The organism is Maribacter sp. UH1 (assembly GCF_056839145.1).
Map to the genome: position 1 here is coordinate 2,759,645 of NZ_CM166387.1, position 13,487 is coordinate 2,773,131.

Genomic DNA, 13,487 nt, shown 5'->3' on the forward strand with positions numbered 1-13,487 from the left:
TAAGAGGTTTCAATAAACGGTCTTCCTTATTTATGAAAAAGACTTTTGTTCTTGTTGTCTTGTTTGTGCTACCAATAGTGGCCTATTTATTCTTTGCTTCTGGGGTTACCAATTTTGGTAAATTATCTCAGCTAACTAAAAATGTAGAGGAACTTCATTTCTCCGATCAAACCCAATTTAAAGATAAAATTACAGTATTGGGCTTTTTGGGTTCTGATGTAGAAGGTAGAAAGGGAAATGCCTTTAACTTGAATCAAAAAATATACAAGCGCTTTTACGAGTTTACGGACTTTCAATTTGTAATGGTGGTAGCTGATGATACTAATGATGAAGTTGATGCGCTAAAAAAAGAGTTGGCAACTTTAGCTGATAATGACAAATGGAAATTTGTATACGCCAGTGATGAAGAAATCAAGAATCTTTTTAATAGCCTTAAGACGGATATTGAATTGGATGCCAAAAACAGTACTCCGTATGTATTTATTATTGACAAGGATTTAACTTTAAGAGGTAGGTCTGATGATGAAGATGATGGCACCAAATACGGTTTCAATTCTACATTGGTTTCAGATTTGAATAATAAGATGGTAGATGATGTGAAAATCATTTTGGCGGAATACCGTCTTGCCTTAAAGAAGAATAATGCAGAACGATAAGTAATGAATAAAAAATATACATACGTTTGGGTTTCGTTAATTGTTCTGATTTTTGGAATTATTGTAATACCAAGAATAGTTGATAGATTATCTTCTGGTTCTGTCGTTGAAAATGACCGTCTAAATTCAGATAATAAAGATACTAGTGAAGAAAAGTTAGGTTATATCTTGTTAGATGGTAAAAGACGTAGAGTGCCTTCTTTTGAATTTATAAATCAAGACAGTGTTCTAGTTTCAGATAAAGATTATCTGGGTAAAGTGTATGTGGTAGATTTCTTTTTTACTAGATGCCCAAGTATTTGCCCTGTAATGACAACTAACCTAGTAGATGTTCAAGATCATTTTAAGGATGCTAACGACTTTGCTGTAGCGTCTTTTAGCATTACTCCGGATTTTGATACACCACAGGTTTTAAGAGCTTATGTGGAGAAGTATGGTATTAATGGTGCAAATTGGAATCTAATGACGGGTGATCATGATGGTATTTATCAATTGGCAAACTCTGGATTTAATATTTTTGCTGCCGAAATGCCTGATGTTCCAGGAGGCTTTGAGCACTCGGGTCTCTTTGCTTTAGTAGATAAAGACGGGTTTTTAAGATCACGAATAGATGAGTTTGGTAACCCTATAGTTTACTATAGAGGTGCTATTTTAGAAGAAAGAGGAGTTAACGATCAAGGCGAAACCGAAGAAATCGGTATTCTTAAAGTTGATATCCAAAAATTGTTAGAAGAATAAGAATATGCAGGGGAGCGTTGAGAACGAGAAAAAGTTTAATAGGTTAATAGCGATTGTTTCAGTAGTTATACCAATAGTGGTAGCTATTCTTTTCGGTGTCAAATTGCCTAATGTTGAACCGCTTTCTTTTTTGCCTCCTATCTATGCTACTATTAATGGACTAACTGCTGTTTTATTGTTGGTTGCAGTATGGGCTATTAAAAATGGAAATGAAAATTTGCATAAAAATTTAATGACTATCAATATTGTATTGTCTTTATTGTTTTTAGTTATGTATATAGCATATCATATGACATCTGATTCTACCAGTTATGGTGGCGAAGGTGCAATTAAATATGTGTATTATTTTATATTGATTACCCACATTGTACTGTCTATTGCTTTAATACCATTGGTTTTAAGAACATATGCCAAGGCATATTTAAAAAAATTTGAAGAGCACAGGGCATTGGCAAAATATACATTTCCGGTTTGGTTGTATGTTGCTGTTACCGGTGTAGTAGTTTATTTAATGATATCTCCTTACTATGCGTACTAAACAAATCTTCTTATTGGTAGTGGTAACGCTTTTGTTGATTCCTATAGATGCCGAGGCGCAATGTGCTATGTGTAGAGCGGTTTTAGAAAGTGAATCTTCTGGTAAAGCAGCTGAAGGTATAAATAACGGTATTGTTTATCTAATGGCTGTACCGTATGTTTTAGTGGCTGGTCTTTTCTATTTTATCTACAGAAAAATGAGGTCTTAAGCCTTTTTTATATTTTTTTACACAAAAAGTGTAACAATCTTCCATTTGGTTAGTCTTATGATTGTGTGATAGTTGTATCACGCTCATCAATCAATCAAACTAATCAATCCATCTTATGTTCGACTTAGAACGTTGGCAAGAAATTTTCGATACTATTCGCAAGAATAAGTTACGCACTTTTCTCACAGGACTTTCCGTTGCTTCAGGAATATTCATTCTAGTTATTTTATTGGGTTTTGGTCAAGGCATGCAAAATGGTATAGCCAAAGAATTTGAACAAGATGCTGCTACAAGTGTTTGGGTCTGGCCAGGAGTAACCACTATTGGTTATAAGGGTATGAACCCTGGTAGACCGATACAGTTCCGAAACGAGAACTATGACATGGCAGGTGCTTTGTTTGATGACCAAATTGAGAATAAATCGCCAAGGTTATTTGTAAGAGATGTTTTTGTAAACTATGGTAGCGAGTCTTTAGCTTATAATGTACAGGGTGTTTCTGATCAATTTCAATTTATCGAAAATGAGTATATGACCTTAGGTAGATTCCTTAATCAACAAGATGGAGTTTCTAAGGCTAAAGTTGCCATCATCAGTAATAAGATTAATCGAGAAGTATTTTCAGAATTAGAAAGCCCTATAGGAGCGTTTTTAGACCTTTCAGGTATCCCGTTTAAAATTGTTGGGGTATACGGTGATATTGGGGGTGAACGAGAAGAAGACCGTATTTATATTCCTGTAAGTACCGCGCAACAGGTCTTTAATGGAGCAGATCGTTTAAATAACCTTTCCTATACTTTGCCTCCGGTAGATGATTTCGAAACTGCCGTTGCACAATCCATCAAATTTAAAAACGAATTAAAATCGTATTTACAAAAAGCACATACCGTCGCTCCAGAAGATACAAGCGCAATACAAGTATATAACCCTATGGAAGAGGCTAAGCGCTTTTATGCATTAATGGGTGGTATTAAATTCTTCTTTTGGTTTGTAGGTGTGTGTACTATCATCGCTGGTATTGTAGGTGTTAGTAATATCATGTTGATTGTAGTTAAAGAGCGTACAAGAGAAATTGGAATTCGAAAAGCTCTTGGTGCCAAGCCATGGTCAATTGTTGGGATGATTTTGCACGAAGCAATTTTTATTACTGCAATTGCAGGTTTTACGGGGCTTATTTTAAGCATGGGTCTCTTGGAAATTGTGGGGCCGCATATAGAGGTAGATTATGTACTAAATCCCTCAGTGAACTTCAATGTTGCCTTAACCACTGTATTTGTACTAATTTTTGCAGGAGCGATAGCGGGATTTTTCCCTGCATGGAGAGCAGCTAAAATTCATGTTATAGAAGCATTGAGAGATGAGTAGTTCAAAAATGAAAAGTTTAAATAATTAAGATGTAACCATGTTCAATAGAGACCGGTGGAAAGAGATCTTAGAGGTATTGTCTAGCAATGTGTTTAGAACATTGGCTACTTCTTTTGGCGTGGGTTGGGGTATATTCATTTTGATTATACTACTTGCTGCAGGCAAAGGATTAGAAAATGGTATTCGTGCCGATTTTGGCGATATAGCTACCAATACAATGTTCATGTGGTCTCGTAATACCACCATGTCATATAAAGGACTGCCAAAAGGAAGACGCTTTAGTTTTAAAATTGAAGATGTACAGGCTATAAATGATAATGTTCCCAACTTAAGGTTTATTTCTCCCCGTAACCAATTAGGCGGTTTTGGCAGTGGTAATAATGTAGTGCGAGGTTTGAAAACAGGTGCATTCAATGTCTATGGTGACTATCCTGAAATAATAAGGCAAGAACCTATGACCATAACATCTGGTAGGTTTGTGAACCACAACGATATTCAAGATAAACGGAAGGTGGCCGTCATTGGTGTTGGTGTAAGAAATGAACTTTATGACCAAGGTGAAACAGTATTGGGGACGTATATTAAAATTCAAGGAGTCAATTTCATGGTAGTGGGTACCTATCAAAAGAAAGATGATGGCGGTGGTGAAGAAGGTCAGAAAGAAATTTATGTTCCTTTCACGGCATTCTCGCAAGCTTTTAATATGGGCAATGATGTTGGGTGGATGGCTATTACCGCTCATGACGGTAGTTCCATATCTAATTTGAAAGAGAAGATAGTAGGTGTGGTCAAAGAGAAAAGAAAAATTCACCCAGATGATAAACGTGCCGTCGGGTATTTTGACTTGTATGAACAGTTCAATAGAGTAGAAAGTTTGTTCGGCGCATTACGCTGGGTAGCTTACTTTGTAGGGGTATTGGTTCTATTATCCGGAATTATTGGGGTAAGTAATATTATGCTCATTGTAATTAAAGAACGAACCAAAGAAATTGGGATTCGTAGGGCTCTGGGCGAAGCTCCTTGGTCTATTAAAAAACAAATTTTAATGGAGTCTATTTTCCTAACGATCATATCTGGTATGATCGGTATCGTTTTCGGTGCTGCATTTATATATGGCGTTAATGCGGTTCTTGATTCCGTAGGTCCGGTAGATATGTTTGTGAACCCAAGTGTAAGTTTAGGTGTGGTGGTCAGTGCACTGGTCATTTTAATATTTTCCGGATTATTAGCCGGTTTCATACCTGCACAAAGTGCTATTAAAATAAGGCCAATTGAAGCTTTGAGAACAGAATAAAATTATCATCAAAATATAACCAATCAAAAAATGAAAAAGTCAACAACAATTGTAATCCTGCTAATTATCGTACTAGCCTTTGGTGGCTCTATGTTCTATTTGTATTCTAAAAATGCAGAAGATCCCGTAGTGTATCAAACAGAAGAACCTTCTAAGCAGACCATAATAAAAAAGACAATGGCTACGGGTAGTATTCTTCCGTTAGAAGAAGTGCTTATTAAGCCGAATATATCAGGTGTAATAGAGAAGATTTTCGTTGAGGGTGGCGATTATGTAAAATCTGGCGATTTATTATGTACCATTAAAGTAGTGCCAAATTTAAGTTCATTGAACGATGCTAGAAACAATATCAATGAAGCTAAAATCAATTTAGATGATCAATTAAGAAACCTTGATCGTCAAAAAGGATTGTTTGCCAAAGGGGTGATTTCTAAGGTAGACTTAGAGCGTGCTCAGTTGAGTTATGACCAGTCTAAGCAATCTTACGCAGCCGCCAATAAAAGGTATGACATTGTAAAAACGGGTACAACTTCTGGTTTTGGGAATGCTGCAAATACACAAATAAGGGCAACTGTTAGTGGTATGGTACTAGAAGTGCCTGTAGAAGTAGGTAACCAAGTAATTGAAAGTAATAACTTTAATGAAGGTACTACCATAGCAGCTATTGCAGATGTGGACAAAATGATTTTTGAAGGTAAGGTAGATGAATCTGAGGTGGGGAAAATTAAGGAGAACCTTCCGTTAGAAATTACCGTTGGTGCCATAGAAGATAAAGTATTCGATGCCGTATTGGATTATATAGCTCCGAAAGGAAATGAAGAGAATGGCGCTATTCAATTCGAAATAAAAGGTACACTTAAAAAACAAGATTCCGTATTCATTAGAGCAGGCTTAAGTGCTAATGCCTCTATTATTTTAGCGCGTGCTGATAGCGTTTTAGCAGTAAAAGAAGCTTTGGTTCAGTTTGATGATAAAACAAAAAAACCTTTCGTGGAAATCGCTACGGGCGATCAAGAATTTGAAAGAAGAGATATTGAGTTGGGTATTAGTGATGGTATTCATGTACAGATCAATTCTGGTATAGAAGAAGGAGAAAAAATAAAGGTTTGGAACGAGGTAGTGCCAGATGAGCTCGCTGAAAACTAAAATTCAAAAAAAATAATTCAATTGATGTAACAAATATTACACAACATAGTCTAATGAATAGACAGTGTAAAATTGTTCAAAACAACAACCAACATGATTCAAATTAAAGATCTTCACAAGTCCTATAAAATGGGCAAGAATTCACTTCACGTTCTTAAAGGAATAAATTTTAATGTTGAAGAAGGTGAGCTAGTAGCTATCATGGGTTCTTCTGGTTCTGGTAAATCTACCTTATTGAATATATTAGGAATGTTGGATAGCTCTGATTCCGGAGAATATATATTAGATAATGTTCCTATAAAGGATTTAAACGAAACTAAAGCTGCTAGATATAGAAACAAGTTTTTAGGTTTTGTTTTTCAATCGTTCAATCTTATCAATTATAAGAGCGCAGCAGAGAACGTAGCCTTACCGTTATACTATCAAAAAGTACCAAGAAAAGAACGTCAAGAAAAAGCTTTAAAATATTTGGAACAAGTTGGTCTTAAAGAATGGGCCGGTCATTTACCTAGTGAACTTTCTGGTGGTCAAAAACAACGTGTTGCAATTGCAAGAGCTTTAGCTGCTGAACCTAAGGTATTGCTTGCCGATGAGCCTACAGGAGCATTGGATAGTAAAACATCTTACGAGGTGATGGACTTGATACAGAAAATTAACGATGCTGGGAATACCATATTAATCGTTACTCATGAGCCAGATATTGCAGATATGTGTAAGCGTATAGTGCATTTGAAGGATGGGGTTATCATAGAGGACAAGAAAATAGAACAAGTAAGAGCCGAGCAATATGTTTGATAGAGACATTTGGCAAGAAATATACCATAGTATAAGCAACAATAAGCTTAGAACTTTCCTTACCGGGTTTTCGGTAGGTTGGGGTATTTTCATTTTGGTATTGCTTTTGGCATCTGTAAAGGGAATGCAAAACGGATTCACGCTTCAATTTAGTGATGACGCTACCAACTCCATTTTTGTTAGAACAGGTACAACTTCTCTGGCTTATGGCGGATTTGAAGCTGGGCGCAGAATTCAAATGACAAACGACGATGTTGAATACATTAAAAGAAGTTTTCCTAATGATGTGGAATATATAAGTCCTAGGGTTTATCAAAATACATCGGCACGTTATAAGAGCGAAACGGGTAGTTACAATATACAGGCTGTTCATCCGGATCACCAGGCTATTGAAAAGACCATTGTAAATAAGGGTAGGTTCATCAATACCAACGATTTAATGAATGCTTCTAAAGTTGCTGTTATCGGCAGAAAAGTAGAGGAAGATTTATTCAAGAACGAAGATGCTATTGGCAAGTTCGTTGAGTTTAACGGGCTACCTTTTAGGGTCATTGGAACGTTTACCGATGATGGTGATGATAATGCAGAGCGAAACATTTACGCACCTACCACTACCTATCAAAAAATGTATGGTCAAACGGATCATATTGACCAGATTGCTTTAACCTATAATCCTAATTACGATTTAACCGAAGCACTTGCTTTTTCAGATAGATTAGAAAATGTTTTTAGAAGACGTTTTAAAATTGCTCCCAAGGATCAATCGGGAATTAGAATCTTTAACTACGCTGAGGTTTTTGAAGACATCAGCAACTTTACAGGTGGTTTGGATATTGCGGTAATTATAGTGGGACTGCTAATATTACTATCTGGTATTGTAGGTATCGGTAATATTATGGTGTTTATCATTAAAGAGCGTACAAAAGAAATTGGTGTACGTAAAGCCTTGGGTGCTGAGCCGTGGTCAATCATAAAATTAGTGTTGTTCGAATCTGTTTTTATAACGGCCTTATCCGGATTTATAGGATTAGGAATTGCAACGGGATTATTGGCGGCCATTGGTCCAAGTATTAAAACAGGTGCATTTGCCAATCCGTCCGTCAGTATGTCAATGGTTGTGACCGCAACTATAATATTGATTGTTGCAGGAGTTTTAGCAGGATTGATTCCTGCAATGAAAGCGGCAAGAGTAAAACCAATTGTAGCATTAAGCGATAAATAATATGTGGATATTTGATAGAGATTTATGGTCAGAGATTTTTGCCACATTAGGTAAGAACTTGTTTCGCACATTCTTAACCATGTTAGGGGTTATTATCGCTATGATAATTCTTGTATTGCTTTTAGGTGGTGCAAACGGAATGAGCAATGGTTTTCAAAAAATATTTGCAGGTACCGCATCTAACAGTCTATTTGTTTGGAGTCAAAGTACATCAGAGCCTTATAAAGGATTTGAAAGAGGACGTAGAATTCAATTTAAATTGGAAGATGCTACCATTTTAAAAGAACAGATTCCAGAAATAGAAGTTCTTGCTCCAAGAATAGAACTTGGTAGTCATAGGGGCGTGGTTACTGTATATAGAAATGGTTTGACTAGTGGTTCGGCAGTTTATGGTGATTATCCTAATGTGGATGAAATCATGAAGAAGAAGCTAGTAGAAGGTAGATTTCTGAATGAAAATGACATGACCGAGTCTAAAAAGGTGTGTGTTATTGGAGAAGAAACGTATAAACTTCTATTTGAAAAAGGCGAAAATGCTATAGGGGAAGATGTTCGTATTAACGGAGTGTTCTTTAATATCGTAGGTATTTATAAGCCAAATCAAAACATAAATATTGACGGAGAGAATTCAGTGTATATACCGTTTTCAACATTCCAAAAAGCATTTGGTTCTGGAGATAGAATGGGATGGATGGCAATCTCGGTCCAGTCAGATACCAAAGTACCTGTAGTGGAAAGTCAGATAAAACGTTTGTTGAAGAATAAATATGATATCAACCCAACAGACGAACGCGCCATTGGTAGTTTCGACATGTCTGAAGTGTTTAACAATGTATCGGCATTTACAGGGGTTTTACAAGGCGTCTCTTTCTTCGTAGGAATTTTGACCTTACTGGCAGGTGTCATTGCAATTAGTAATATTCTTTTAATTACCGTAAAAGAGCGTACAAAAGAAATAGGTATTAGACGCGCCTTGGGTGCAACCCCTAAAGTAGTGAAAAGACAAATTGTACTGGAGTCTATAGTAATTACGGTATTTGCGGGTTTTGTCGGTTTTGCAATCGCAATAGGGTTTCTAGCGATTGCGAATAATATGATAGGCGAGAATAGTGATGTACCCTTTTATAACCTTATGATCAGCATACCACAATTTTTAGGTTCCTTTATTTTAATGGTAGGTCTTAGTGTTTTAATAGGGTTGATACCTGCGAATAGAGCCATTAGAATAAAACCAATAGACGCCTTAAGAGAAGAGTAACAGACCAAACAACAAAAGAATAAATAACAATCAAATAGTTGAGCATGAACAAGTATGTAAAGTACGTATTAATAGGATTAGTAGTTTTTGGAATACTGGCTGCAGTAGTCTATTTCATGAAAAAGAACAGCACTCCTTTAAAAACATATGAAACGGAGACCGTTGAAAAAAGAGATATTACCAACAAGGTTGTTGTTACCGGTAAGGTAATACCACAAGATGAAATTGAGATCAAACCTCAAATTTCTGGTATCATTCAAAAAGTATATTTAGAAGAAGGTGTTCAAGTTAAAGCGGGTGATCTAATTGCTACGATAAAAGTAGTACCTAATGAACAGTCTTTAAATCAAGCTCGTGGTAGAGTAAACAATGCCAAAATTTCTTTAAGTAATACAAAGATCGAATACGACCGGAATAAAACGCTATTTGATAAAGGGGTGATTTCTAGTCAAGATTTCAATGCGTTACAATTACGTTTTGATCAGGCTACGCAAGAATTGCAAAATGCTCAGGCAGACTATCAGATAATTAGAGTAGGTTCGGCAGGTGGCTCATCTAGTGCAAATACCAATATTAGGGCTACGGTAACTGGTACTTTATTAGAAATCCCAGTAGAGGTAGGTGATCAGGTTATTGAAAGTAATAATTTCAATGACGGTACTACGATTGCATTTATTGCAGATATGTCTAAAATGATTTTTGAAGGTGAAGTTGATGAAGCTGAAGTGGGGAAACTTAAAGTAGGAATGCCATTAGAAATTAGCATGGGTGCCTTACAAGATGAAAAATTCAATGCCAAATTAAAGTTCATTGCTCCTAAAGGAGTGGAAGAAGAAGGTGCCGTTCAGTTTAAGATAGAAGGTGATTTGGTAGTGTCTGATAGTACAAATATTAGAGCTGGTTATAGCGCAAACGCAGCAATTGTCTTAGAAGAAAAGAAAGATGTGCTTTCTATTAAAGAAGCATTGTTGCAGTTTGATAAAGAAACCAATAAGCCATACGTTGAGGTAGAGACAGGTGATAATGAATTTGAAAAAAGAGAACTTGAGCTTGGTGTAAGTGATGGTATCGACGTAGAAATTGTTTCTGGTATCGATGAAGATTCTAAAATAAAAATTTGGAACAAGTTAGAAGCTAAGAGTGAAGACAATGGTCCGAACGAGGATTAAAAATAATCAATCAAATCAAAAAACGAATCGAGCAACCTATGTATAGGTTGGTTTAAAAAAGAATAAAATGAAAGTAAAAATCACGGGATTACTACTATTATGTTCTGTTGTAATGGGTATGGCGCAGCAAAAGAAATGGACTTTAGAAGAGTGTGTCTACTATGCTGTAGAAAACAATCTAACGGTGGAGCAATATGAATTAGATTTAGAGAACGCTAAAATTGATCAATCTGACGCTCTTGGCGCATTATTGCCAAATTTAAATGGAACTTTGCAGGCCTCTGCAAATACAGGTCTTGCTTTAGATCCAACTACCAATAATTTGGTATCTGCTACTATTTTTTCAGCGCAAGGCGATTTAACTTCATCGGTTACTTTGTTTGATGGTCTCAGAAATTATAATCGTATCGAAAGGGCAAAATTGAGTGGTATAGCAAATCAATATCGTTTGGATGATATAAAAGATGATATCAGGTTAAATGTTGCTAATGCTTATTTGCAAGTCTTATCTAATAAGGAATCATTAAAAGTGTTTAAAGCTCAATTAGCAGTTACTGAACAAGACCTGAATAGAACCAAAGAATTGGTTGAGTCTGGTGTTGTTGCTCGTGGCGATTTGTTAGAGTTGGAAGCGACTGCGGCAGGTCAAGAACAACAAATTATAAATTCTCGTAGTTTGATTTTAATTTCAAGAATAAATCTAGCGCAGATGCTTGGGATAACTGATTACGAAAACTTTGATATTGCAGAAGAAGAGTTCGATATTCCACCATCTGATATATTGGACAACTCTGCGAAAGTGATTTTTGAAAAAGCATTGACGTTTAGAAATGATATTAAGTTCGCTTTATCTGGTGTAGAATTAGCGGAAAAAGATTTGGAGATTGCAAAAGGCGCTAAATACCCTAGCGTTGGTGCATTTATCAATTATAATACAAGATATTCTGATCAAAATAACGATCCTTTTACAGGTGAGGCAATTCCTTTTAAAGATCAACTATATATCAATGATGGTATTTCTTATGGTGCTCAAATGAGTATTCCTATTTTTAATGGTTGGAGTGTTAGAAACAATATAAAGAGATCCCAGATTAGTGTGGATATATCTAGAGTTGAACTTGAAAGAACAAGACTACAGTTGGAGACAGATGTGAACCAGGCATATGTAGATGTTACTAGCTTTTACAAGGCTTATGAAGCTGCTCAGAAAACTTTGGAAGCTAGAAGTCTTGCATATCAATACTCTAAAGAACGTTTTGATGTTGGGCTTATGAATTCGTTCGATTTTAGTCAGGCACAGTCTAGAGTAGATAATGCAGAAGCAGATGTTATTAGAACAAAATACGATTACATATTCAGATTAAAAATATTAGAATTCTATTTTGGTATTCCTATTTCGTTAGAATAGAATAAACAAAACTATAATTGATGAGCCTGTAACATTTTAATGTATACAGGCTTTTTCATTTTATAGTATGTAATACCTTTGCAGTATGGGCATACTATTAAATCTAGAAACTTCATCAACGAATTGTTCGGTCTGTGTTGCTAAAGACGGCGAGATTCTTGCAATTAGGGAATTGAATTCTGCAAACTATTCACATGCAGAGAAACTACATATTTTTATTGAAGAGGTAATGCAGGAAGCTTCTTTGAAAATGGAAGATTTAGAAGCTGTGGCGGTCAGTAAAGGTCCGGGTTCTTATACAGGACTCCGAATTGGAGTTTCAGCGGCAAAAGGGCTTAGTTATGCTTTAGGTATTCCGTTAATATCTGTTTCTACTTTGAAAAGTATGGCATCACAAGTAAATATTGAGAACGATGAGGTTCTGATTCCTGTTTTAGATGCAAGACGTATGGAGGTGTATTCTTCGGTTTTTGATGAGAATGGTAAGGAAATAAGAGAAACCAAAGCTGAAATAATAGATGAAAATTCTTTTAAAGAATATATCAATGCAAAACATATTCACTTTTTAGGTAGTGGAGCAGAGAAGATAAAAGAATTGTTTCCATTAGAATCTATAACCTACCATTGTGAAGTAGTGCCTTCTGCTAAAGAAATAGCTTCTATTTCATCGGAAAAGTTTAATGCTTCTGATTTTGAAGATGTAGCCTATTTTGAGCCTTATTATCTAAAAGACTTTGTGCTCCAAACCAAGAAAGCAAAATCGTAAAAGTTTAAATAATAAAAAAGCCCTTGAGTAATCAAGGGCTTTTTAAATTTGTATCTGTTAATCCGTTTTCATTTGAGTAACTACGCGTTGTGGGAACGGAATTTCAATTCCGGCAGCATCAAAACGGTATTTTATTTCTTCCATCACATAAAAATGCGCTGCCCAAAAATCACCATTATTAGCCCAAAATCGTAATGTGAGATTAACCGAACTATCTCCTAACTCACCTACATAAACTTCAGGTGCGGGTGTCTTATGAATTGTTTCCCGTTCATTACATATGGCTAAAAGAATTTCTTTGGCTTCTTTAATGTTAGAAGTATACCCAATACCTACATCAATTTTGTCTCTTCTAGTGTCTTGCGCGTTATAGTTTGTAATAGTGTTATTAGATAGTTGTCCATTTGGTATAATCGCAATTTGGTTTCCAAATGTGCTCACTTTGGTAGTAAAGATCGAAATCTCTTTTACGGTACCATCCACACCCTGAGCAGATATAAAATCTCCTATTTTAAAGGGTTTAAATAATAAGATAAGAACGCCCCCGGCAAAATTAGCTAAGGAGCCTTGTAACGCTAAACCAATAGCCAAACCTGCAGAAGCTAAAATGGCAACTAAAGAACTTGTTTGAACCCCTAATTGGGTAATGACCAATATGAAGAGTATTATTTTTAAAGCAATACTGATAAAGCTTTGTAAGAATGTTTCTAACGCTAAATCGTAATCTTTATTTGCGAAAAATTTACGGATCATTTTATTTATGAAACGTATGACATAGGTGCCGGCAATTAATAGAAAAATCGCCCATAATATACTAGGTAGTACATCCCAAAGCCAAGCTATAGCATTATCTGCATGTTCTTGCAGATTCATTATTTTATCTAACATAATTTGTTTTTTTTAAAACAAGCAACTTAGCTAATTGT

14 protein-coding genes are annotated in these 13,487 nt (G+C 35.7%); 13 read left to right on the top strand and 1 reads right to left on the bottom strand.

Going from position 1 to position 13,487, the window contains the following annotated elements; translation table 11 throughout:
* The first annotated feature begins 32 nt into the window (after positions 1–32).
* From UH1x_RS11920 to tsaB, 13 genes are all read left to right on the top strand, one after another.
* Positions 33–656, top strand: a complete 624-nt coding sequence (locus UH1x_RS11920; protein WP_482621873.1) for a hypothetical protein — start codon at positions 33–35, stop codon at positions 654–656.
* A gap of 3 nt (positions 657–659) precedes the next feature.
* Positions 660–1,394, top strand: coding sequence for an SCO family protein (locus UH1x_RS11925; protein ID WP_482621874.1), 735 nt, complete (start codon positions 660–662; stop codon positions 1,392–1,394).
* 4 nt (positions 1,395–1,398) lie between these two features.
* Complete coding sequence (locus tag UH1x_RS11930; protein ID WP_482621875.1) at positions 1,399–1,932, top strand: DUF420 domain-containing protein; 534 nt, start codon at positions 1,399–1,401, stop codon at positions 1,930–1,932.
* Positions 1,922–2,140 carry a hypothetical protein gene (locus tag UH1x_RS11935; RefSeq protein WP_396632205.1) on the top strand — a complete coding sequence of 73 codons (219 nt, stop codon included), beginning with the start codon at positions 1,922–1,924 and terminating at the stop codon, positions 2,138–2,140. Before UH1x_RS11930 ends, UH1x_RS11935 begins: the two co-directional genes overlap by 11 nt.
* A gap of 115 nt (positions 2,141–2,255) precedes the next feature.
* On the top strand, positions 2,256–3,503 hold the full coding sequence (locus UH1x_RS11940) for an ABC transporter permease (protein WP_405410583.1): 1,248 nt from the start codon (positions 2,256–2,258) through the stop codon (positions 3,501–3,503).
* Positions 3,504–3,540: 37 nt separating this feature from the next.
* Positions 3,541–4,797 carry an ABC transporter permease gene (locus tag UH1x_RS11945; RefSeq protein WP_036151940.1) on the top strand — a complete coding sequence of 419 codons (1,257 nt, stop codon included), beginning with the start codon at positions 3,541–3,543 and terminating at the stop codon, positions 4,795–4,797.
* A gap of 30 nt (positions 4,798–4,827) precedes the next feature.
* Complete coding sequence (locus UH1x_RS11950; RefSeq protein WP_482621876.1) at positions 4,828–5,943, top strand: efflux RND transporter periplasmic adaptor subunit; 1,116 nt, start codon at positions 4,828–4,830, stop codon at positions 5,941–5,943.
* 93 nt (positions 5,944–6,036) lie between these two features.
* A complete protein-coding gene (locus UH1x_RS11955) occupies positions 6,037–6,738 on the top strand; it encodes an ABC transporter ATP-binding protein (RefSeq protein WP_027064946.1) in 702 nt (233 codons plus the stop codon).
* A complete protein-coding gene (locus UH1x_RS11960; RefSeq protein ID WP_405410578.1) occupies positions 6,731–7,960 on the top strand; it encodes an ABC transporter permease in 1,230 nt (409 codons plus the stop codon). Before UH1x_RS11955 ends, UH1x_RS11960 begins: the two co-directional genes overlap by 8 nt.
* 1 nt (position 7,961) lies before the next feature.
* The gene (locus UH1x_RS11965; protein WP_482621877.1) at positions 7,962–9,218 is read left to right on the top strand and encodes an ABC transporter permease; all 1,257 of its coding nucleotides are present in this window, start codon (positions 7,962–7,964) and stop codon (positions 9,216–9,218) included.
* 44 nt (positions 9,219–9,262) lie between these two features.
* Positions 9,263–10,387: an efflux RND transporter periplasmic adaptor subunit gene (locus UH1x_RS11970; protein ID WP_036151949.1), complete on the top strand. Its 1,125-nt coding sequence runs from the start codon at positions 9,263–9,265 to the stop codon at positions 10,385–10,387.
* Positions 10,388–10,454: 67 nt separating this feature from the next.
* The gene (locus UH1x_RS11975; protein WP_482621878.1) at positions 10,455–11,795 is read left to right on the top strand and encodes a TolC family protein; all 1,341 of its coding nucleotides are present in this window, start codon (positions 10,455–10,457) and stop codon (positions 11,793–11,795) included.
* Positions 11,796–11,880: 85 nt separating this feature from the next.
* Positions 11,881–12,561: a tRNA (adenosine(37)-N6)-threonylcarbamoyltransferase complex dimerization subunit type 1 TsaB gene (gene tsaB / locus UH1x_RS11980; protein WP_482621879.1), complete on the top strand. Its 681-nt coding sequence runs from the start codon at positions 11,881–11,883 to the stop codon at positions 12,559–12,561.
* Positions 12,562–12,618: 57 nt separating this feature from the next.
* Here tsaB and UH1x_RS11985 read toward each other — a convergent pair whose 3' ends face one another.
* A complete protein-coding gene (locus UH1x_RS11985) occupies positions 12,619–13,449 on the bottom strand; it encodes a mechanosensitive ion channel family protein (RefSeq protein WP_482621880.1) in 831 nt (276 codons plus the stop codon).
* Between the last annotated feature and the right edge of the window lie 38 nt (positions 13,450–13,487).